Source organism: Flavobacterium polysaccharolyticum (assembly GCF_038739875.1).
Classification (GTDB): Bacteria; Bacteroidota; Bacteroidia; order Flavobacteriales; family Flavobacteriaceae; genus Flavobacterium; species Flavobacterium polysaccharolyticum.
The window spans coordinates 128,459-150,096 of record NZ_JBCGDP010000010.1 but is presented as its reverse complement, the minus strand read 5'-3'; the positions used below and the strand labels follow the sequence as shown (position 1 = coordinate 150,096).

Genomic DNA, 21,638 nt, shown 5'->3' with positions numbered 1-21,638 from the left:
AGATTTAAAATGTAAACTGAGTCCCAATTGTTACCGTGCGCAATGGTGGTAAAGCTACCCCTGGTGTTTCTGGATCAAATCCTTTGTATTTAGTAAAAGTCACTAAATTTTGCCCTTGCAATGTCAGACGCACATTTTGAAGAAACTTCCGAGTATTTTCACTCAATGGAATTGTATAAGAAGCGCTTACGTTTTTCAATTTAATATACGAGGCATCAATTAATGTTGCTGTAGAACCAATATAATTATAGAAACTATTTTGAAAATTAGCACTTAAGACATTTCCTTGGGCCAAATAGGCATTGTATTCGTCTACTTGATAATTCGCTTGTCCATAAGGATACCCTGGTTGTGTTCCGATAGAAGACATTAAGTTTGTTCCGTCTTGTTTTACAAATTGGAATAAAAAATCAAGGGAAAATGATTTGTAACTTAAAGTATTTGAAATACCTCCATAATATTTAGGATAAGAAGCGCCATGATATTGTCTGTCTCCTCTTCCTGTTTGAGCTAAACCCGTAGAAATTCTTCCATCGCCATTGATGTCTTCAAACTGAGGGATACCATTGGCGTTTACCCCTGTGAAATTGTACAAATAATATGAACTTAATGGATTCCCTACCACATAAGTGGTGTAATAACTAGTGTTTTCAATTCCTGGAAAAGACAATAGTTTGTTTGAATTTGTTGATACATTAAGAGAGGTTGACCAATTGAATTTATCTGAATTAATATTACTAGTGGTTAAAGTAAACTCCCATCCTTTGTTCTCAACCTCTGCATCCAGATTTGCTTGATAAGTGGTAAAACCAGCTTGTGGACTTAATGGATAGCCCACTAATTGATTTCCAGAAACGTTTCTGTAATACGCCGCAGTAAACGAAATACGATCTTTAAGGAAATTCAAATCCAATGCTGCTTCAAACTTTTTAGATACTTCCCATTGATAATTTGGATTTGCAATTCTGGCAGCTTGCAAAGAAGCATTTCCTGCTCCATAAGAACCTGCTGCAAATGTATCCGCAAATCCATAATCTCCAATAGCATCACTCCCTACTTCACCATAACTTGAACGCAGTTTACCAAAACTCAACCAAGTGTTGTCTTTTAAGAATGCTTCCTCTGTAAACACCCAAGCTGCTCCTACAGAACCAAAGTTTCCATAGCGATTATTGGCGCCAAAACGAGAAGAACCATCTCTTCTGAAATTGAGATTCAAAATGTACTTATTCAAAATATTATAATTTACTCTACTAAAAGCAGAGACATATTTATATTCTGAAGATCCATTATAAGAGTTAACTGCTTCTGCGGTTCCTGTAATTCCAATTAGATTGTCTGAACTGTATCCTGAACTAGTTACATAAGAAGGCATTTCTGACTTTCTATTTTGCCAAGATCCACCCAATAGCACACTTAAATTACCTTTCCATACTGATGCCGTATAATTTAATTGAGGGTCAAAAGTAAAATTATTAGTATAATTAGTGGATACATTGTATGCTCTTGAACCATTAACATCAATATCAAAGTTTTGATAATAAACATAGTTCATCCCCGAAGCAGGCAATATTTGCTTAGTAATCATTTGGGCTCTTCCATAACCAAGATCTGTTTTAAAGGATAGGCCTTTGGCAATTTGGTACTGAAGACTCAAACTAGTCATCAGATTATTCCCTTTGTCCTCTACTCTTCTATCCATTGCTGCGATAGGATTCATATCACTAAAATAGGTAGGAGACCAGTAAAAGGTTCCGTCAGGATTGTAAATAGGTCGATTAGGAGCCGTATGTAAGGCATAATTGGTCATATCATAATAAGGGAGCTTATTTTGATCGGTTGCAAATACCACTGAACCTCCTATTTTTAATTTTTTATTTAAAGTGGTATGATTTATATTAAAGTTAGTAGCAAACTTATTATATCCAAAATCGCCTGGCAAAACCGTCGTTTCTTTATGATAAGCAGCACTTAATAAAAAATTAGTCACTTCGTCTCCTCCTTTTAAACTGGCCGAAAAGTCATTGAAATTAGCAGATCCCCCAATTAATTTATCTTGCCAATCTGTATATGCATTTTGATCAAAATCTATAAGGGCTATACCATTACTAAAATCACTTGGTGTATCGTTCGCATTATTCAACGCAGTACGCAACATATTTAAATACTCAGGTGTTTTAAGTGTTTTTACCTTATTGGCTACTTGCGATAAACCTGAACTCGTATTTACAGTGAATACCGTTCTACCTGCTTCCCCTTTTTTGGTTGTGATAAGTATTACACCATTGGCTCCTCTAGAACCATAAATGGCTGTAGCATCTGCATCTTTCAAAATTTCTATACTAGCAATATCATTTGGATTGATAATATTTAAAGGGCTAGACGCTTTTTGTGCTCCCCTAATAACAAGATCTTGTTGCGCTTGTTCCTTTAAATCATTTCCGATAAAAGGAATTCCGTCCACTATATATAAAGGTAAATTTTTGTTGATTGTTGACCCAGGCAACTGCATAAAATTAGTCCCTCTAATGTTAATGTTAATATCACTTCCTGCATAGCCCGAAGTTTGAGAAACAAACACCCCTGGCGTTCTTCCTTGTAAGGTTTGCAGAATATTGGTTACGGGTTGTTTTTCAATATCAGCTGCCGTTATTTTGGTCACAGAACCTGTAGTAGTTCTTTTGGTTGTTGTACCATATCCAATAATCACTACCTCATCAAGTTTGGCCAAATCTGGTTGCATCTTGATTGTTACCGAATTTTGATTTTCAACGGTAACTTCTTGTGTTTTATAGCCTAAATAAGAAGCCTTTAAAACGTGTTTCCCAGGTGTTAACTGAATATAAAAGTGGCCGTCATAGTCAGATATTCCTTGTTGATTTTCTCCCACAACTAAAATAGTTACCCCTGGTAAAGGCAAATTATTTTCGTCGATGACTTTACCCACGAGACTGTACACAAATGCATCAGGAATTTTAGCTCTAAAAGCACTATTTGGACTAGCATTAGCTTTATTTGTTTCTTTTTTGTAGATCACTACATTTTTATCTACTTGCCTGTACCCGAGATTACTCCCTTCGAGTACGCTATCCAAAATTTCACTTACTGCACGCTTCCCGCGGGGGGTAGAAATCTTTGGAAAATTGGCAATCATTTGAGGTTGATAGGCAAAAAGCAATCCTGTTTTATTTTCTATGCTCTTAAACAGGGTTTTAATATCCTGATTGCGGAGTTCTATATCTACTGATATAGACTCTAGACTTTGACCGTTCATTTTGTTGGCAAAAACCATGTGTGTGCCACAGGTCAGTAAAAAGATGTGGAAAAGACTGATTCGCATGATCATAATGGTTTTCTTTGAAAGACGAAACAAAGAGGTGTTCTTTTTCCTTTCAAACGAGGTTGATTTACAGCGTAATTTCATAAATTTGCATGTTTTTAATGGTTACTTGGAATTAATTATTAAGAATCTGTGCCATCCGGTGTAGGAGCTGGATGGCTTTTTTTATTTCATAGTTTTCTATTTTTTAAGGGTTATCTATTTATTCACAGCCTTTTCCTTCAATGACAATTGAGCCATTTTCAGTGTAGTGATAGTTGGTTTCAGTCACACTACAAATAACTTTTAGTACATGGTCCAAATTTTCTTCGTTTAGAAAACTTGCCGTTATGCTACAGTTTTTAATGTTTTCATTCCCAAGAGTTATGGTCACCTTATACTTATCCGAAATTTGCGCAATGGCTTCTTCCATATTGTTATTTTCGAGTATTAAGTAATTACTCTTCCACTTTACTATTTCCTCGGCATCCACAATATTTTGCTGATAAGCTAATGTGTTTTTATTCACTCTAATTTGTTGATTTGGAGTAATTATAGCATATACTTTTTCAGCATCCCCAACTTGTACTTTACCTCGCGTTACGGTTACTTCAATATTTTGAGCGTTTTTGTATGCATTGATATTAAAAGCAGTTCCTAGAACTTTGGTATGCACTTTTCCGGTATGGACTATAAAGGGCTTTGATTTATTGTGTTTGATGTCAAAATATGCTTCACCATACAATCTTACTTCTCTTGTTTTGTCATTAAAAGTAGTTTGGTCATATTGAATACTACTATTCTCATTTAAGAGGATAGTACTCCCATCAGGTAAGTGAATCAGTTGCTTTCCTGTAAACGCTAATATCGGATCGACAGTTTCTACTTGTTCAACTTTGGTTGGAGCTGTATCTATGTTTTTTGTTGTGAATATGGTATTCCTAACTAGTAAAAACAAAGCTACTGAAGCCGCTGTGGCCCACAAAACACGAACTAGTTGCTTATGTCTTTTTTCTCTTGAATCCATCGCAATCACCTTAGTTTCTGGAGTAGCAGCTAAAATGTAAGTAAGAATAGCATCGCTTTTTTGCTTGTCTAATACCACTATATTTTCTTTCTCCTCAAGCAGCAACGCGATTTTTTCTTTGACGAATTCCTCGTAGTCCTCATTTTTAACCAACTCCATTAACTGTTGTTTTTCTACTTCAGTAATGGTGTTTTGCAGGTAGCGTTCAAATAATTCTTCAAATACTTTTTGTTGCATTTGCATTATAGTTTTTAGTTTACAATAGTTATGTTAATGGCAGATTTGGGGTCTACTAAAAGATTTCATTATTTATTTTCAAAAACCCCTTACATAAGAGGGCAACCGAAAACAATTACTGTTCTTTAGTATAAAGACGATTCAAAAAAAGGGAGGGAGTAGTCGAAAGTTAAAAAAAACAAAAAAAAATATTTTATCCCTCCAAAAACAAATGAATACTCAGGAAGAGATGGAGGTAGGGAGAAATTTTGTTACGAACAAACTTTAAGGCCTGAGCCATGTGTTTTTTGACTGTTTCTGGGGAAATTCCTAAATCTTCACCTATTTGCTGATGACTTAGTCCTTCCCATTTCGCCATTTTATATATTTTTTGTTGTTGAGGCGGAAGTTGTTCTATAATTTGGTTAAGAATAGTATTGTATTGATTGTCTTTTATGGCAGTATCCGTATCGTTAGCAAACGTATTCTTATACTCTACCCCAGCCGTTATATTATTTTCTCGGGCTATTTTTTTTAGCATATCAAAAATATGATTGCGTGATATAATAAAAAGATAGTTTTCTATATTCTCAATGTCTGCTAACTTTTTATGATTTTGCCAGATTTTCAAAAATACATCCTGAACAACTTCCTCTGACAAATCTTTGGATTTCGTTATTTTTAAAGCAGTAGCATAGATATTGTTTTTATATGTATTGTACAATTCCGTAAAAGCAAGTTCACTCCCTTGAGATAACTCATAAAGCAGTTTCTTATCCTTTAAACTGGAATTTAATGACATAATAATACAATTTGTTTTGGAATGACAATATTATTAATTTTTTAAATAATTGTTGCATTTAAGTAAAATAAAAAAAACAGAAATACTTTTTTGATAATTTTTTATCAAACTTATTGCTATTTTATTAAAACATATAATTATTTTTTATCTGTATTGTAAGCCTTCAAAAAATAAATAATCCCTACGTTTTAAAGGTAAAAACCAAATAAAGAAGAAATTCTTACAGTCTGTTCCTAAAAGAGTATAAAAGATAAATTTAAAATTAGAAACTTCTTCATGTAGTAATTTCCAATAAATACTTCACTAAAATTTTCAAAATCCTATCCCCTTCAAATATCCTCTGTTTTTTATTTATTACTAAGCCTAATTCAAGATTAGTTATTCTACCTCTTTAAACGACCAATCCTACTCAAGCAAATTACAGCTACTACTCTCTAAGATATTTATTGATAATATAAGGAGTAATAGGTTTTAGCGTTTTGTCTGTGGTGGGATGCAAACCTGGCTGATTGAAGAGTTCTATTTCATCCCCGTTTTTAGCGTACCAAATTATTGGGTTGCCATTTTCAAAATAGGTTTTTATAGTCTGTGGATCCAATTTTTTTAAATCTAATCTATCTTTGTTTATTGGTATTCGTGGGTCTAAAAAACTACTGCTTTCTGTGGAGCAATCTACTACTTCATAATGATTGGTATTCCACTGCATGCATTCTTTTTTAGGGAGTAATGTGACCACCCCTATTCCTACACTGCACAACAGAGCAACTTTCGTCAATGCCTTTTTATAACGGTTGAGTATTGATTTCTCCGGAAGACCTTTTATCTCATTACCAACTTCAGAAACTAAAGAAAGTACCGGATCTTCTTTTTTGCATTTAATGTCTTGTAAAGAATCTTCCTTTATTTTTATCTCCTTCTTTTTATTTGCTAAAAAATTACTAAAAGGTCTTGGATTAAAATCTACGAGAATGGCTCCCATATCAATTCTCCCAATATCATCTGAATTTTTTTCACCCAACAAAAAAGATCGTATAGGTCTAAATCTACTTATTTCACATTTCTCAATAGCCTTTCTCAAACCCTCTTTTTCTTTTACAGAGAAAAAGTTTTTCATTGTTATTTCATCATTATTGGAAAGGGACTGATCAAAAAGAATTAAACACAAATTACGAAGTTGCGCAGGACTTGGATTCATCAGAATCCCGGTGATATCTTCCATTTTCTTCTTCTCATATTGAGTTCTAATAGTCCTCTTATAATCATCGAAAATAATTTTACTCATATCATTACTGGAATTAATTAACATTTAATGGAAACTATTGGAATTACTAGAATTACTGGAATTCCATTGAAATCATTCAACACAAACGACATTCCTTTGCTACAGAATTAGTTCTTGTTCTATTTCGCGATAAGAACAAATGTACAAAACTAGTTCAAAAAAAAGTGTTGCTAAACAGCGGGTTAGGTTTATCTGGGAAGTATAAATTCTGGATCAACTGTTTTAGCACACTTCACTTCCCAGTAGTAGTAATCCAAAGGGCTTTTAAGGAAACACTCCTTATCCAAAATCTTCGATTTCATGATCGAACCGCCCTTCCTATGTCTAATTTTTAAATCAAATCTAATGAAAAGAATAGTTATCCTTTCGTGTTTTTTATTGTCTACTATGGCCTTTGTTTCTTGCACCAATGATGAAATAGAACCAAGTACGCCTTCTGCAACCTCTTCAGTCCTAGCCGATGATGGCGATGGTACGGGCGGGAATTCAAGTGGACAAACCCCAACCACCCCTCCAAAAAAATAAAAGATGATGCTCCATTAATTGGAATTAATTTGATATTTTCGGGAAATGATACTTCAAAAAGTACATTTCCCGTTTTTTATTATCCAACTGTTGTTGGGATGTTTTTTCTTTTCTTGTACTCGCAAAACTCCTACTGTAAACGAGGTAACTCCTGTTAGCGCTTATCATCAATATATTACTACAGCAGAAGATTTTTATGCCAAGGGCGTTTACGACAGCGCTTACTATTACTACAATCAAATTCGAACGCAAAGCAGTACCAAAACCGAAGGGGATAAAATAGTCTATTCCTTGCTCAAAATGGCAGCTATTCAGCAAACGCAAGGCGATTATGTGGGTAGTGAAGCTACCGCTACCGAAGCCCTACCCTTTTTTCAAAAAAATACTGAAGCCCAATACAAAGTGGCGATTTACAACACCTTAGGCATTAACTACAAAAACTTATTTGATTACGCCAATGCCATTCAGTATTATCAAAAAGCGAGTGCCTTGGCCGATACACCGCTACAAAAAGCAATCATTCAAAACAACATTGCTGTGGTGTATATGGAACAAAAGCACTACAAGCAAGCCATTCAACTATTGACTGTTCTCTCTCGATCATCTATCGTACAGAATAATTTGGAGCATCAAGCCAGAGTCTTGGACAATTTAGGCTTTTGTTATTTTAAAATCCAAGATTCCAGAAGTGGTGCTTATTTAAAGAAAGCCTTAGCCATTCACCAAAAATTGCAATTTGATTATGGCTTGATTACCAGTTACAGTAATTTGGCAAAATACTATCAAAAGAGCCAACCCCAATTGGCTTTTACCTATGCCCAACAATCCTATACCAAAGCTACTGCCATCCAGAGTACTGAAGATCGTTTGTTGGCTTTAGCACTCTTGATGGAAGTAAGTACACCATCGCAAATTCGCAACTACACTAAACACTACCTACAACTCAACGATAGTATTAGTAAAGTCAAGCAAATCGCTAAAAATCAGTTTGCCAAAATCAAATACGATGCGACTCAAGAGCGCAATGAGAATTTACAATTAAAAGCGGAAAAAGCAGAAAATGACTTGGCCTTAGCCCAACAACGATTCAACAATTATTTACTGTTTTTTATACTATTGTTAGTGCTGATCGCGGTGGTAATTTTGTATTCTTATCAGAAAAATAAAAGCAAAAAAGAAAAGCAAGCCGCTATTTATGAGAGCGAAACTCGGATTGCCAAAAAACTGCACGACGAGTTGGCCAATGATGTCTATCAAACTATTGCTTTTGCCGAAACCCAAGACTTGCACAACCCTATTCAAAAAGAAACACTATTGGATAATTTGGATAAAATTTACACTCGAACACGCAATATATCCCGAGAAAACAGTGCCATAGGTACGGGTGATTCCTACGAAATGGCGCTAAAAGAAATGCTTTCAGGCTTTTCGTCTTCTCGAGTACAAGTCATTGTAAAAGACATCAGTACTATTCCTTGGGACAAAATAGCAGAGGAGCAAAAAATTGCGCTGTATAGGGTATTGCAAGAACTCTTGGTCAACATGAAAAAGCACAGCCAAGGTTCCTTTGTAGTATTGCGATTTGAAATCAATGCCAAAGCGTTCCTGGTGCATTATTCAGACAATGGTATTGGTATGCCCCATCCCATTCCTTCAAAAAATGGACTTCACCATGTGGAAAACCGTATTCGTGCCATTGGCGGAAGTATTATTTTTGACCCTAGCCACTCAAAAGGGCTAAAAATCGAACTACTATTCCCTAAATAAAACCTACTATGTTCCAAAAAGTTTTAATTGTAGATGATATTGATTTCAATGATGTAGCGGCAGTCAGTGTACTAGAAGCCTTAGCTGTACCTCAAATTGATTTTGCCAAATATTGTGATGATGCCTTGCTCAAACTCAAGAGAGGCTATTTAGACCATGCGCCTTATGATTTATTGATTACCGATTTGTCTTTCAAAGCTGACCATCGCACGAACCAACTCACCTCGGGTGAAGCCTTAATCGAAGCCGTAAAAGGATTATTTCCCGAAATCAAAATCATTGCTTTTTCTATTGAAGACAAATCCTATCGCATCAAATCGTTGTTTGACCATTTGGGCATTAACGGTTTTGTCATGAAAGGACGCAACACTATCATCGAGCTACGCAAAGCCGTAGAAGCCGTGGCTAATCATGACGCTACCTATTTACCCGCAGATTTACAATATATTTTTCAGAATAAATTGGTCAATGAAATAGATGATTATGACATTCAATTGCTGGACTATCTCTCGAAAGGCGTTTCTCAAGAAGCCATGGAATCGGTCTTGAAACAAGCCGGCATTACGCCTAACAGCAAAAGCACCATCGAAAAGCGCATCAGTAAACTCAAAATCTACTTCAAGGCACTTAATACGACCCACTTGGTGTCGATTACCAAAGATTTAGGCTTGATTTAAAAAGAGAAACCCTCTTCCTCCAATAAGTAGTTGCTGTAGTAAAAAAACATCCCTTTACGGTTTTCCGTAAGGAAGTCGCTAGATAGCCTCTTATTTTTGATTGTATTCAAAAATAACGCTAAGCTACTTCCCTATGTCACCTTCTCACTGTACCAAAACGTTAGTTTGTTTCTTGTTGTTTTCCTTTTTTATGGTTTGTGCCAAAGGAAAAGTAGCTAAACCTTTCTCCTCCTCAATTGACGGGGATAGTTTATCCTCTCCTCTTCCCAAAGGAGCTTATGTTTTCCCTTCATATACCCATTTGCCTATATCGAAAGTATTCCAACCCCACAATAACTTTTCTACTAAAAGCAAGCGTTCGCATAGAAAAAGAAAAGGAAAAGCAGCGTTACCAGTATTATAAATCAACTTTTTTTTACCCAATGAGGAAAACCGTAAGGAATTGATTTGTAATGGATTTAAGTTTGGACAATTATTAACCTGATACAAAAACAACTATGGAATTACAAGTGGCACTAAAATCATTAGCGGACAAAATTAATTTGCTAAAAGATAAGATTGAAACTGAAGAATCGACCAAGCATGCTTTTGTACTGCCTTTTATCACACTTTTGGGATATGACACCTTTAATCCAACTGAGGTTGTTCCTGAATTCACCGCTGATTTAGGGCTAAAAAAAGGCGAAAAAGTAGATTATGCCATTATTCAGAACGACGAACCCATTTTGATTATTGAATGCAAGAATTGGAAAGAAAATCTGAGTGTTCATAACTCCCAACTGTTTCGGTATTTTCATGTCTCGAAAACACGTTTTGCTTTACTCACCAATGGTATTCACTATCAATTTTTTACCGATTTGGATGAAAAAAACAAAATGGACCAAAAGCCTTTTTTTGAATTTGACATTTGCTCATTGAAAGATCCTGCGGTCAATGAAATTGCCAAATTTCACAAATCCAGTTTTGATGTCAACAAAATTCTAGACAATGCCAGTTCTTTGAAATACATCAAAGAAATCCGAAAACAAATTGATTTGGAGATACAAAATCCTTCTCCTGAATTTGTACGGTTGTTTGCTTCCAAACTATACAGCGGTCGCTTGACCGAAAAAGTAATGGACGAATTTACAGAACTGGTTCAAAAAGCTTACGGACAATTGATAGGCGAAAAGATCAATGAACGTCTCCATTTTGCCTTGAACAAAGAGGTCATTATTCAAGAAAAAGACCAGATCGAAGAAGTCGAAGAATCCAAAGTAATCACTAGTGAGGAAGAACTTGAAGGGTACCGCATTGTCGTGGCCATACTCCGTCGCAAACTCCCCACCCAACGCATCGTATACCGTGACACCCAATCGTATTTTGGCATTCTCCTCGACGACAATAACCGCAAACCCTTATGCCGATTACACCTCAACGGTGGCAAAAAATACCTTGGTCTTTTCAAGGCTGACAAAAGCGAAATCCGCCAATCTATCCAAACTGTCGATGACATCTATTTGTTTGAAAAAGAGTTGTTGGAGACAGTGGGATTATATGAAGTTGAGAATAATTAATATATAACCAAAAAAAGGGAATAGCCGAAAACCCTGTAAATAGTAGGCAATTATTAAAAAAGTAAAAATATGAAAACTTATTATGTAAACAACAAAGCGCAATCAAACGGAGATCATGAAGTTCATACTAGTGATTGCATTTATATTCCTTCTGATAAAAAATACTTAGGACAATTTTCAAATTGTAATGATGCAGTTAGAGAAGCGAAGAAAACATATACAAAATCCAATGGCTGTTATACTTGCTCAAATGCCTGTCATACAAGCTAAAAATCATGGGATTTAAATTTCAAAAAAGAATAAATCTAGGAGGTGGATTCGGATTAAACATAAGTAAGTCTGGTATATCTCCTAGTTTAAGAACTCAATTTGGCTCAATAAGCAATAAAAAAATATCAGCGAAAACAGGAATTCCAGGTGTTTCATACAATAACACCTTCAAATCTAGCAGAAGTGGTTGTACTGGGATTTTTTTAATAGGGATCATAACATTTTTAATTTATATAATAAAACATCAATAATCATGGGCTATAGAAAAGGATATTATAAAAAAGACGGAACGTATGTTCAAGGGCATTATACTAGTACTAAATCAAGTCCTTATTCAATTAAAAACAATAAAGGATGCGTAGGAATATTTCTAATAATGGCGCTTTTTGGTTTAGCAATTTCATGTTCTGAAGAGTCTAATAAAACAAACTGTCCTAGCAAAAATTGTTCTGATTTTACAACTCAAGCTCAAGCACAATCTATTTATAATAGCAATAAAGAGTGCTATAAAAATTTAGATGCTGATAATGATGGAATTGCATGCGAAAATTTATCTAAATAAATATTTTAAAAATGATAACAATAGAATTAAAAAGCCATTTTCTTAGACTTTATCAAATGGCTTTAGCCGATGATAACTTTGACATTTTAGAATTGCAAATGTTGTTTCAACAGGATAATATGAAACAACCGAAATTTTAGAAACCGAATATTCAAAAAATTAAATATAAAATGAATGACATCATAACAAACGGAGCAGAAATCAAACAGAGAATTATTTCTGAAATTCAAAAAGCAAATCAAAACATTTTTCTTGCAATGGCTTGGTTTACAGATAGAGATATTGCAAATGCAATTATTGCTGCAAAAAACAGAACTATTAATGTTGACATAATATTATCCTCAAATGCTCAAAATGAAACGGTTAAGCAAATGTTTAAGGATAACAATGTCAGTATTCACGCATTTGAAACTGGCGATGAGCGTGGAATGATGCACCATAAATTTTGCCTCATTGACAACACATTAACTATTAACGGTTCTTACAACTATTCCTACAACGCAAGCAACAACAATGTTGAGAACATTCAAGTATCAGACGACCCAAATACATACAGACAATTGTTTGCTGAATTTGAAAGACTTAAATATAATATTGACCATCAAATAGACGTAAATATCAATTCGGTAAACCCAATGGAGCAAGTTATTACAAAAACAAAAGTTATTCAACCAATAAATACGACTGATTCTTTTTCTCAACAATTGCAAAATCTTGTATATGCAACAGCCAACATAGATACAGAAAGTTACAGAACGCAAGGTTATGACAATTCAAAGGATAGCGCAGGGAATATAGAGATTTTCAGCACAAACTATGGAGAAATCAAAGAACAAATAAAAACGTTTGCAACAGATGATACTTTGAGTAGTAAAAAAAATGTAATAACTCAAAACATCAATACAGCATTAGAAAGCAAAAAAGCTGAATTAGAAATTGACAAAAAAAATGAACTTAAAGCCGTAAAATCAAATCACGAAATTGAATTGAGACAACTTAATTCAAAAATTTCGGAAATAAAACAAGAAAAATCAATTTTTGAATCGGGCAATCTAATCACAGGTGAAAAAGGACTTTTACAAATCAACAACGATATTGAAAAAAATAGATTTGAAAGAAATTCTTTAGAATCATCATTTGTGATAACAAAATTTTGGACAGTAGGAACAATTTTCAAGATAGTTATTTTGGGTATTTTAGTATTCTATCTATCAATGTTTTTTGCATCAGCAATGTATAAAGTGTTTTTTGAAGGAAACATTATTCGAAATTCGTTAGAAGCAGGTGTAAATCCTGGTCTTCCTCAAATTGTAGATGCAAATGCAATTCTGAAAATATTCACAACACAAGGGGCATTATTTGGCATAATGGCTTTGTTTTTCTTTTTAATTCCTGTGTTGTTATCTAATCTAAAATTAATTGGCAGTAAAAAAGAATGGGTAAATAAATTATGCTTTTGGGTAGGCATTTTGGTATTTGATATTGTTGTATCTATTATGGTTGCAATGAATACAGATGAGATAAAAAATTTATTAATTGGTCAAGAATCCCAACTAAAAATTTGGCAAGTCCCTGCACACGGTGAATTTTGACTAATCTTTGTTTTCGGTATGTTACCTTTAATAATCACTCACTTTATAATTGAAGCTATTGTAAATGCTTACCGAAAATCACAGCGAGAAACTGTTGATGCAGAAAAAAATAAGCAAATAGAAATATTAGATAGAGCATTACTCGATCTTAATTTACAAAAAGAACTTCTTTCTAATAGAATCAAAGAAAAGGAAGATTTATTAAAGCAAAAAAATACTGAATTGGAGCGATTAGAAAGAGAAATAAATAACCAAGAGAATAATATTGAAAATATTTTCACAGAGATGCTGAAAAACATAAGAGCAATTTATGATGATTTTATCACAAGAATAACTAGTGGCAAAATATTTACAGATGAAATTTTAAATAGTGTTTCAACAGCTTATAAATCGGGATATATTGAATACTTGCCTGAACTATACGCAGAAAGAGAAGTAGCAAACAGAGTTAGACTAATTGAACAAGTAATAACCAACAATAATTTTTAATTATAAATGAAGCAGTTTTTAGCGTTTCTTGGGACATTAATTTTGTTGAAATCTTGTATGCCCGAAGCCCAAAAAAAAAGTTTGACGTATCAAAACATCATCATCTTATCTGATTTGTCTGATAGAATTAAGCCAACAATAAACGGTAATATTCCCAATCAACAATATCCATCAAAAGATATAAACGAGATTGATAAAATTCTCAAATTTTTCAATGACGAATGTGTAAAGCCAGGTGCGAAAATTGGCGATAAATCTTGTATTTCATTTTCTACGTTTTCAGACGAAACTATTGCTTGTATTGATATTGATAAAATAAAAGATTTAGGGGCAAAACAACAATTTATCAACTCAACAGGCAAGTATCAAAACAACGGCTTGAAATATGAAGCTGGGATATTTAAACAGAAAGTAAAAAATGCCTACGATAACATACGAAATAAAGGTTTAGATTTAATTAGCGTTACTATTGACAAAATTGAAAACAAGCCAATTATCAAGAAAAACACGGTTTTGACTAATGGCATAGATTCAACATTTATCAATTACGACAATCACATTTACATTTTCACTGACGGCTATTTGGAATATAGAGGAAAAAACTCTAACAATCAGTTTTATTTCGGAAATCCAGAAATAGAAAAAATAAGACAATATTGCATAATTAACAAAGTTGATGTAGTAACTGCACTTAAAGAGAATATTTCGCTATGCTTACCAAAAGTAAAAAACGAAAAAAATCAGTTTATCAATCTTCACGTTTTAGAAACAGCTGAAAGAGATAAAAACACTAGATTACAAATTTATACAAATCCGAGAGGACTGAGAGATAATGAAATTCTTGAGGAAGTTTGGCGTAAATGGGCGACAGAAAGCAACTTTAAAAGTTTTGAATGGAAAAAGTATTAAATCTTCAAAAATAAAACTTAACATTGGAAATATTGACTCAATTAAGATTTGATAAAATCTAGATATTCTACTAAAAGCAGTTCTTTCAAACTAAACACTACGTTTTACTAAAAATTTATCGATAATCAATCTATTTGATAATGACAAAACATACTTTGTTAATATTCATTCTTCTCAGTTGCATCCTTTCCTGCCAAAAACAGCCCACTCAGCCTAAAGTCCAATCTTTCTATCAAGAGAAAATCACTCCAGATGACGTCAAAACCCTTACGCCAGAGGAAGCAAAAACGTACCATCGGGACACGGTATATCAATACGAATACCGCACAGGGACATCTGGAAATTATGAGTACCAATACCAAGTACATGGGCTGAATGAGACCAAAGACTCCATCACCGGCTTGATCAACATCAAAGGAAAATATGGCGCTGGAATTCTCATCGACAAAAACCAAGATACGCTTGCCGTAGAAGTAGAATGGATCGATTATGGCGTACTAAAAGGGAAAGACCAACGAGGACGCTATTATGAGTTGAGAGTCCATTAATCTTTATTCAATAAAAATGAAATCAATTGCAATTCTCTATTGTATCAGCCTCTTCGCGAGTACTTTTGTGACTACTCAAGTATACCTTTGCGGTCCAAAAGGCGCCAAGAAATACCATCTTACGGCCTCTTGTCGCGGTCTAAGTGCCTGTAAACATGAAACTGTCAAAGTAAGTCTCTCGCAAGCCGAAAATTTTGGTCTTTCTCTCTGTGGTTGGGAAGACTGATGTTTCTTTTACAATCTTTATCTTTGGGGGCCAAATTCCCCCATTCATGAACAAGACCTACAGCCTGTTTCTTTTACTTTTATGTACTTCCTTTTATGCTCAAACTCGGCTTTTGTCTTGGAATATCGAAAATTTAGGGCAATCTAAATCCAATAGTGAGATTAGCTTTATGGCTACTACTGTCAAAGACTATGATATCGTAGCCCTACAAGAAGTCGTGGCCGGTTATGGTGGTGCGCAAACCGTGGCTAAATTAGCAGACGAATTGAACCGCAAAGGAGCAAAATGGGACTATGCCATCAGCGATCCCACCAGCAGCAGTGCTTACAAAACGGAACGATATGCGTATTTATGGAAAACGAGTCGCGCCCGCCTGAAAGGGAAACCGTGGTTGGAGTCCAACTTCCAACTCGAAATAGACCGCGAACCGTATTTGGCCACTTTTATAATCAACCAAAAAGAAGTCACTCTCGTTAATTTTCATGCCATTACCAAAAGCCAACAACCCGAACGAGAAATCAAATATTTTAAGTTATTACCTGCTGAATACCCGCAATTGAACCTCTTGTTTTTAGGTGATTTCAACTGTCCGCAATCCCACTCTGTTTTTACTCCCTTGAAGAAAATGGGTTATGACTCCGCTTTGAAAGGGCAAAAAACCTCCTTGAAAAGAGCTTGTCAGCACAACGCTTGTTTGGCTTCAGAATTCGACAATTTCTTTTATCATTCTTCCAAAACCAAGGTCTACCAATCTGGAATTCTTCCCTTCTACACTGCTTTTTCTAGCTTGAAAGACGCCCGAAAAATTTCGGATCACGTTCCTATTTGGATGACATTTGAATTGAAATAGAAGAAAATAAAATTCCAAATTAAAATTCTAAATTCCAAACTCCAAATCTGGTGTATTCAGATAGTAAAAAGACGCGCTCCGTTATTGAAATAGCCTTCCCTATTTTAACTGTCCTGCAAACACTACTTTATCTTTTAATGTAAGTAACTATTCGTCACAGATGAGTACCTAATGTTTTTAAGTTAAGCATATCCAGCCTTCATTTTATCATTCCTAGATAATGAGGAAACTTGCGTAGCGAATTAGCGAAGCAACCACTCTAGTAACTCACTTGATGTGATTTAGCTACGCTGAACTAAGGTGTTGTCTTCGTCTAAATGATTTAAAAAAACTTAACTTAATAACATTCGACGAATACCTGTTGAGCCGGTTAAATAAAAAAACAGAAACGCTTTTTTTGATAATTTTTCATCACACTTCTTGCCATTTCACTAAAGTCTGTAATAGTTGTTCTTTATCTAAAAAAATAAAGCAATAGCCATACTGTTCTTAGAAGAAAGAATTCTAAAACATTTAGGCAAAAGCGAAAATTGACAGAAGATTGTTAAAATAAATTTCAAAGCGATTGATTTTTTTTATCCGAAAGTAATTATATTTGAATGGCTCATTCAATGTAATAAAAATTGAAAAATAAATAAATGGCAATAAATTTACAAAAAGGACAAAAAATCGATATTGGTCTGTCCAGAATTTCTGTAGGATTAGGCTGGGATCCAAATGAAGGAACAGGTCATGAATTTGATTTAGATGCATCAGCAATCATGATTAATGCTGATCGTAAACTTCTAGATGAGAATTACTTTGTTTTTTACAATAATTTAAACTCTCCTGACGGTGCACTAGAGCATACCGGAGATGACCCAACTGGCGGTAACAGCGACGGAGATGATGATGAGGCAATAAAAGTAGACTTAAGTAAAATTGATTCAAATGTCCAAGAAATTCTTTTTGTAGTTACTATTGAAGATTTTGAGAGAAGAAAACAAAATTTTGGTCAGGTTAGAAATTCGTATATTAGAATCGTAGATGATGCAAATGGGCAAGAAATTGCCAAATATGAATTAGACGAAGACTTTTCAATTGAAACGGGAGTTGAATTCGGAAGGCTTTACAAACGAAATAATCAGTGGAGATTTGAAGCTTCAGGAATTGGATATAAAGCAGATTTAGGATTTTTTCTAGAAAAATATTTTTCTGGAGAAATAATAAAATAATATTTTAAAAACCTAATAATCAGCCCCCAAAACTAAGACATCGAGATCCCTTTTAAAAATAAATTTTGAAATTAAATTATACAAATTACAACCATTTTTCATTTGATTTATGGCTAACATTAATACGATCTAACCCTGAATTTAAACGAAAGAGAAATCAGTTGTTTAAAGATTTTTTTGAAATTAATGCAACTATCGAAAAAATATCTGAAACAATCAGACATTATGATGTTCTTTGTAATACTATCAACGAAAAAACAGGATCTAACTTAAGTACTTATGAAATTTATTACTTAATATTGGGTTCTCTCCATGTGAATTTAGAATCAAATAGCTTAGAAAGGTTAGCATTATTTTATGATGAAACAGAAGTTTTATTTTTTAATAATAAACCAGAATTAATTTTTCCAGACATTAAATTTCAATTTGAAAAGATTGTAACAGAAGGAAAATCAATCAACATACTAAGCAATACCGGATTCATAAAAGGGAAAAGTTTAAGGAAACTGCTTTCTCATTATGAATTATCAAATTTTATTTCCTTTCAAATTTATTCAGACGAAGTTGGATTTTCAAAACCTAATAAAGAAATTTTTCAATTGGTTTTTGATAAGGTAAAAGAATCAAAAAAAATACAAAAAAACGAAGTGTTACACATAGGAGATAATAGTATTGCAGATTATAATGGCGCAATCAATTTTGGATTTGATGCACATCTATTAAAAATTTAAAAGTGAATAAACGTTACAGCTTACATAAAATCATTGACAAAGATAATTGTCCATTTAAAGAAAATGAGTACAGCCGATTTAAATTTGGCGACAAATTCTATGCAGAAAAATTTGCCAAAGAACTATTTTCAGGATTTATAGATCAATGTAGAGAATTACTGCTTTCAAAGGAGGAAATTGTCATTTTACCAAGTCCCTATTTGTCTATACCAACTGCTTCAAACTTTTTATGTTACTACTTTAAAAAAGAATTAAACAGCTTTTTATTTAGGAATGGTAAAAAAGCTAGTATTGAATCAAAAATCTATCGTAATCAAACTTACGTTACCGATTATGGGAATTTAGATTTTAACGAAAGGGTAAATTTAATATCTAACGATACGTATTATATTGATCGAAATTTCATTAATAATAAACTCTGCATTTTTGTAGATGATATTAAAATAACCGGAAGTCATGAGCATACAGTAAACAAGATATTGAATCAATATGATGTAAACGGAGATTTTATTTTTGTTTACTTCGCAGAATTGGTCAATAAAGACATTCATCCTAATATTGAAAATCATTATAACTACTTTGATATTAAAAATGTTGAAGATATCATCTCGGTAATAAACAGTGAAAACTTTCAATACAATACCAGAATAGTGAAATTTATTTTAAGTTTAAATGAAGATGAATTCTATTTCTTAATCAATAGCATTTCTTCCAAAAAAAGTGATGAATTATTTCATTTGGCTATAAGCAATAACTATCACCAGATATTAGAATACAAAACAAATATTAATGTAATAAAAATAGATTAAAATTATGGCTATCAACTTACAAAAAGGGCAACGCGAAAATATAAATGCCCCAAAATTCACAATTGGTTTAGGATGGGATACTAATAATAGTAGCACGGGCTCTAGCTTTGACCTTGATGCTTCTGTTTTTATACTAGGAGATAACAGAAAAATTTTATCTGATTCTCATTTTGTTTTTTATAATAATTTAAAATCTCCAGACGAATCAGTAATTCACACAGGAGACAACTTAACTGGTGATGGAGATGGAGATGACGAACAAGTAAAAATTGATTTAACAAAAATAAATCCAGCAGTAAAAGAAATTTGTATTGTGGTTACTATTCATGATGCAATAGATAGAAAACAAAATTTTGGACAAGTTCGAAATTCATTTATAAGAATTGTTGATGACAGCAACAATGCTGAAATGGTGAAATATGAGCTTGAAGAAGATTTTTCTATTGAAACCGCTGTAGAATTTGGAAGAATTTACAATAAAGACGGACAATGGAAATTTGAAGCTATTGGCGTTGGAATGAAAGGCGGATTAGAAGATTACTTAAATAAATATAACTAAAAACATGGCAATTAACTTAGAAAAAGGACAACGTATAAATCTTGAAAAAAGTAACGGAACCAAATTACAAAATATTTGTGTTGGAGTAAATTGGGGAGCAATTGAAAAAAAGGGATTCTTTGGTTCAAAAAAAGAAGCTGTAGATTTAGATGCAAGCTGCGCCGTTTACGACGATAAAAAAAATCATATCGATTCTGTTAACTTCAGAAAACTAATTTCAAATGATCGTGCTATTAAACACAGCGGAGATGATTTAACAGGTGATTTAAACGGAGACGATGGTCTTGACAATGAAGTTATCACTTTAGATTTTTCACAATTAACACCTGCAGCAAGCCATGTCGCTTTTTTTATAAACAGTTTTAGAGGACAGGATTTTAAAGATATTCCTTTCGCTTCTATCCGTATTTACGAAGGAACACCTACTAAAGTTAGCCAAGAATTTGCACGTTTTGATATAGCAAACGATGCTACTTTTGCAGGAAACGTTTCTATGGTTTTAGGAGTGTTTTATAAAAGAAATGACGAATGGAAATTTAGTGCAGTTGGAGTACCTACAAATGACAAAAAGTTAGAACAGACTATCGTTACAATTCAACAAAATCATTTATAAAAAATGGAGCAAAATCAATTAGTTACTCAGGAAAATACCGCTTTGATTGACAAAGATGGAAACGTAAATTTAACTGCTATCACAGAAGCTGATGCAAATAATTACAAATCTATTTCGAATCAGTTAAATGAAAATGATGCCAATTCGATTCTGAATTACGGAGCAGAAATTCAAAATTCAATCGCAAAACAAAGTGATACTTTCTTAACTAATGTTAGAACATATAACTCTGGAGAAGTAGGAACGTTGATTAACGATCTGCTAACTGAATTGAATTATGTAGATGTTGATCAGCTGGATCAAGGTCCGTTTAAAAGATTTTTGTCTAAAATCCCATTGCTTAATAAATTGGTTGTTGACGTAAAAAAACTATTTCAGCAATACGATAAGATCACTGTAAATATTGACAAAATCAGTAACAAAGTTAAAGCCGGAATGATCAATTCCGTGAAAGATAACAGTGCACTTCAAACCATGTTTGACGGTAACGTTGGTCTTATTAAAGAAATGGAAAAACACATCATTGCAGGTCAGATTCGCTTTAAGGAATTAAACGAAGAACTTGCTGTAATGGAAGGCAATAGTACACAGTATCAGGATTATCAAATTTCGGATAAAAGGACGTTCATTAATAGACTAGACAAACGTCTTGCCGATATGAAAATTGTGCGTTTTATCATGCTACAGTCTTTAGCTCAAATTAGAGTAGTGCAAAATAATAATACTTCAATTGCAGAGAAAGCTCAATCTATCCTTACTACAACAATGCCGGTTTGGAAAAACCAATTAACATTGGCAGTGGCACTTCAAAGACAAAAACAAAACATTGAAATTCAAAGAAAAGTATCTGAAACAACCAATACGATTTTGCAAAAGAATGCTGAAATGCTAAAACAAAATAGTATTGAAGTTGCCAGAGAAAACGAAAACACTATTGTTTCTTTGGAAACGCTGAAAATGACAACAAAATCTTTGATCGATACTTTGACAGAAGTGAAACAAATTCACGAGCAAGGAACAGAAACCAGAAGACAGCTTGATGCTGGTTTACAAAGCCTGGAACAAGAGTTAAAGAAAGGCGTTGTAAGCTAGAGA

The 21,638-nt window shown here is 33.5% G+C and carries 23 protein-coding genes; 19 read left to right on the top strand and 4 right to left on the bottom strand.

The window, feature by feature from the left end:
* Positions 1–4 precede the first annotated feature (4 nt).
* From WFZ86_RS11725 to WFZ86_RS11710, 4 genes are all read right to left on the bottom strand, one after another.
* Positions 5–3,424: a SusC/RagA family TonB-linked outer membrane protein gene (locus tag WFZ86_RS11725; RefSeq protein ID WP_342692087.1), complete on the bottom strand. Its 3,420-nt coding sequence runs from the start codon at positions 3,422–3,424 to the stop codon at positions 5–7.
* 118 nt (positions 3,425–3,542) lie between these two features.
* Positions 3,543–4,583 carry a FecR family protein gene (locus WFZ86_RS11720; protein WP_342692086.1) on the bottom strand — a complete coding sequence of 347 codons (1,041 nt, stop codon included), beginning with the start codon at positions 4,581–4,583 and terminating at the stop codon, positions 3,543–3,545.
* 193 nt (positions 4,584–4,776) lie between these two features.
* On the bottom strand, positions 4,777–5,364 hold the full coding sequence (locus tag WFZ86_RS11715; protein ID WP_342692085.1) for an RNA polymerase sigma factor: 588 nt from the start codon (positions 5,362–5,364) through the stop codon (positions 4,777–4,779).
* Between the two features lie 427 nt (positions 5,365–5,791).
* The gene (locus WFZ86_RS11710; protein WP_342692084.1) at positions 5,792–6,646 is read right to left on the bottom strand and encodes a hypothetical protein; all 855 of its coding nucleotides are present in this window, start codon (positions 6,644–6,646) and stop codon (positions 5,792–5,794) included.
* A gap of 345 nt (positions 6,647–6,991) precedes the next feature.
* On the opposite strand from WFZ86_RS11710, the gene WFZ86_RS11705 reads away from it, so the two are divergent.
* The 19 genes from WFZ86_RS11705 (at position 6,992) to WFZ86_RS11615 (ending at position 21,635) form a co-directional block, all read left to right on the top strand.
* The gene (locus WFZ86_RS11705; protein ID WP_342692083.1) at positions 6,992–7,171 is read left to right on the top strand and encodes a hypothetical protein; all 180 of its coding nucleotides are present in this window, start codon (positions 6,992–6,994) and stop codon (positions 7,169–7,171) included.
* Positions 7,172–7,216: 45 nt separating this feature from the next.
* Positions 7,217–8,938, top strand: coding sequence for a tetratricopeptide repeat-containing sensor histidine kinase (locus WFZ86_RS11700; protein WP_342692082.1), 1,722 nt, complete (start codon positions 7,217–7,219; stop codon positions 8,936–8,938).
* Positions 8,939–8,946: 8 nt separating this feature from the next.
* A complete protein-coding gene (locus tag WFZ86_RS11695; protein ID WP_342692081.1) occupies positions 8,947–9,615 on the top strand; it encodes a response regulator in 669 nt (222 codons plus the stop codon).
* Positions 9,616–9,748: 133 nt separating this feature from the next.
* Positions 9,749–10,018, top strand: a complete 270-nt coding sequence (locus tag WFZ86_RS11690; protein ID WP_342692080.1) for a hypothetical protein — start codon at positions 9,749–9,751, stop codon at positions 10,016–10,018.
* A 94-nt stretch (positions 10,019–10,112) separates the two neighbouring features.
* A complete protein-coding gene (locus WFZ86_RS11685) occupies positions 10,113–11,171 on the top strand; it encodes a type I restriction endonuclease (RefSeq protein WP_342692079.1) in 1,059 nt (352 codons plus the stop codon).
* Between the two features lie 69 nt (positions 11,172–11,240).
* Entirely contained in the window at positions 11,241–11,441 is a 201-nt protein-coding gene (locus tag WFZ86_RS11680; RefSeq protein WP_342692078.1) for a hypothetical protein, read from the top strand.
* Positions 11,442–11,446: 5 nt separating this feature from the next.
* Positions 11,447–11,692 (top strand): DUF4236 domain-containing protein, encoded by a 246-nt coding sequence (locus tag WFZ86_RS11675; protein WP_342692077.1) that lies wholly within the window; start codon positions 11,447–11,449, stop codon positions 11,690–11,692.
* Positions 11,693–11,694: 2 nt separating this feature from the next.
* Complete coding sequence (locus WFZ86_RS11670) at positions 11,695–12,003, top strand: excalibur calcium-binding domain-containing protein (RefSeq protein WP_342692076.1); 309 nt, start codon at positions 11,695–11,697, stop codon at positions 12,001–12,003.
* Between the two features lie 170 nt (positions 12,004–12,173).
* Positions 12,174–13,595 carry a phospholipase D-like domain-containing protein gene (locus tag WFZ86_RS11665; RefSeq protein WP_342692075.1) on the top strand — a complete coding sequence of 474 codons (1,422 nt, stop codon included), beginning with the start codon at positions 12,174–12,176 and terminating at the stop codon, positions 13,593–13,595.
* Positions 13,596–13,613: 18 nt separating this feature from the next.
* Positions 13,614–14,084, top strand: a complete 471-nt coding sequence (locus WFZ86_RS11660; RefSeq protein ID WP_342692074.1) for a hypothetical protein — start codon at positions 13,614–13,616, stop codon at positions 14,082–14,084.
* A 6-nt stretch (positions 14,085–14,090) separates the two neighbouring features.
* Positions 14,091–14,993: a hypothetical protein gene (locus tag WFZ86_RS11655; RefSeq protein ID WP_342692073.1), complete on the top strand. Its 903-nt coding sequence runs from the start codon at positions 14,091–14,093 to the stop codon at positions 14,991–14,993.
* A gap of 140 nt (positions 14,994–15,133) precedes the next feature.
* A complete protein-coding gene (locus WFZ86_RS11650; protein ID WP_342692072.1) occupies positions 15,134–15,541 on the top strand; it encodes a hypothetical protein in 408 nt (135 codons plus the stop codon).
* Between the two features lie 272 nt (positions 15,542–15,813).
* Positions 15,814–16,617, top strand: a complete 804-nt coding sequence (locus WFZ86_RS11645) for an endonuclease/exonuclease/phosphatase family protein (protein ID WP_342692071.1) — start codon at positions 15,814–15,816, stop codon at positions 16,615–16,617.
* Between the two features lie 638 nt (positions 16,618–17,255).
* Positions 17,256–17,831, top strand: coding sequence for a TerD family protein (locus tag WFZ86_RS11640; protein ID WP_342692070.1), 576 nt, complete (start codon positions 17,256–17,258; stop codon positions 17,829–17,831).
* Positions 17,832–17,896: 65 nt separating this feature from the next.
* Complete coding sequence (locus WFZ86_RS11635; RefSeq protein ID WP_342692069.1) at positions 17,897–18,562, top strand: HAD family hydrolase; 666 nt, start codon at positions 17,897–17,899, stop codon at positions 18,560–18,562.
* A 2-nt stretch (positions 18,563–18,564) separates the two neighbouring features.
* On the top strand, positions 18,565–19,371 hold the full coding sequence (locus WFZ86_RS11630) for a phosphoribosyltransferase family protein (protein ID WP_342692068.1): 807 nt from the start codon (positions 18,565–18,567) through the stop codon (positions 19,369–19,371).
* Between the two features lie 4 nt (positions 19,372–19,375).
* Positions 19,376–19,930 carry a TerD family protein gene (locus tag WFZ86_RS11625; RefSeq protein ID WP_342692067.1) on the top strand — a complete coding sequence of 185 codons (555 nt, stop codon included), beginning with the start codon at positions 19,376–19,378 and terminating at the stop codon, positions 19,928–19,930.
* A gap of 4 nt (positions 19,931–19,934) precedes the next feature.
* The gene (locus WFZ86_RS11620) at positions 19,935–20,543 is read left to right on the top strand and encodes a TerD family protein (RefSeq protein ID WP_342692066.1); all 609 of its coding nucleotides are present in this window, start codon (positions 19,935–19,937) and stop codon (positions 20,541–20,543) included.
* Positions 20,544–20,546: 3 nt separating this feature from the next.
* On the top strand, positions 20,547–21,635 hold the full coding sequence (locus tag WFZ86_RS11615) for a toxic anion resistance protein (RefSeq protein WP_342692065.1): 1,089 nt from the start codon (positions 20,547–20,549) through the stop codon (positions 21,633–21,635).
* The last annotated feature ends 3 nt before the right edge of the window (positions 21,636–21,638 follow it).

Bases quoted from the DNA above. Each gene is read 5' to 3' on its own strand.
- WFZ86_RS11715 (WP_342692085.1), bottom strand. From the start codon at position 5,364: ATGTCATTAAATTCCAGTTTAAAGGATAAGAAACTGCTTTATGAGTTA.
- WFZ86_RS11655 (WP_342692073.1), top strand. From the start codon at position 14,091: ATGAAGCAGTTTTTAGCGTTTCTTGGGACATTAATTTTGTTGAAATCT.
- WFZ86_RS11640 (WP_342692070.1), top strand. From the start codon at position 17,256: ATGGCAATAAATTTACAAAAAGGACAAAAAATCGATATTGGTCTGTCC.
- WFZ86_RS11650 (WP_342692072.1), top strand. From the start codon at position 15,134: ATGACAAAACATACTTTGTTAATATTCATTCTTCTCAGTTGCATCCTT.
- WFZ86_RS11690 (WP_342692080.1), top strand. From the start codon at position 9,749: ATGTCACCTTCTCACTGTACCAAAACGTTAGTTTGTTTCTTGTTGTTT.
- WFZ86_RS11615 (WP_342692065.1), top strand. From the start codon at position 20,547: ATGGAGCAAAATCAATTAGTTACTCAGGAAAATACCGCTTTGATTGAC.
- WFZ86_RS11725 (WP_342692087.1), bottom strand. From the start codon at position 3,424: ATGAAATTACGCTGTAAATCAACCTCGTTTGAAAGGAAAAAGAACACC.
- WFZ86_RS11620 (WP_342692066.1), top strand. From the start codon at position 19,935: ATGGCAATTAACTTAGAAAAAGGACAACGTATAAATCTTGAAAAAAGT.
- WFZ86_RS11695 (WP_342692081.1), top strand. From the start codon at position 8,947: ATGTTCCAAAAAGTTTTAATTGTAGATGATATTGATTTCAATGATGTA.
- WFZ86_RS11705 (WP_342692083.1), top strand. From the start codon at position 6,992: ATGAAAAGAATAGTTATCCTTTCGTGTTTTTTATTGTCTACTATGGCC.
- WFZ86_RS11675 (WP_342692077.1), top strand. From the start codon at position 11,447: ATGGGATTTAAATTTCAAAAAAGAATAAATCTAGGAGGTGGATTCGGA.
- WFZ86_RS11665 (WP_342692075.1), top strand. From the start codon at position 12,174: ATGAATGACATCATAACAAACGGAGCAGAAATCAAACAGAGAATTATT.
- WFZ86_RS11700 (WP_342692082.1), top strand. From the start codon at position 7,217: ATGATACTTCAAAAAGTACATTTCCCGTTTTTTATTATCCAACTGTTG.
- WFZ86_RS11710 (WP_342692084.1), bottom strand. From the start codon at position 6,646: ATGAGTAAAATTATTTTCGATGATTATAAGAGGACTATTAGAACTCAA.
- WFZ86_RS11625 (WP_342692067.1), top strand. From the start codon at position 19,376: ATGGCTATCAACTTACAAAAAGGGCAACGCGAAAATATAAATGCCCCA.
- WFZ86_RS11720 (WP_342692086.1), bottom strand. From the start codon at position 4,583: ATGCAACAAAAAGTATTTGAAGAATTATTTGAACGCTACCTGCAAAAC.
- WFZ86_RS11685 (WP_342692079.1), top strand. From the start codon at position 10,113: ATGGAATTACAAGTGGCACTAAAATCATTAGCGGACAAAATTAATTTG.
- WFZ86_RS11660 (WP_342692074.1), top strand. From the start codon at position 13,614: ATGTTACCTTTAATAATCACTCACTTTATAATTGAAGCTATTGTAAAT.
- WFZ86_RS11680 (WP_342692078.1), top strand. From the start codon at position 11,241: ATGAAAACTTATTATGTAAACAACAAAGCGCAATCAAACGGAGATCAT.
- WFZ86_RS11645 (WP_342692071.1), top strand. From the start codon at position 15,814: ATGAACAAGACCTACAGCCTGTTTCTTTTACTTTTATGTACTTCCTTT.
- WFZ86_RS11670 (WP_342692076.1), top strand. From the start codon at position 11,695: ATGGGCTATAGAAAAGGATATTATAAAAAAGACGGAACGTATGTTCAA.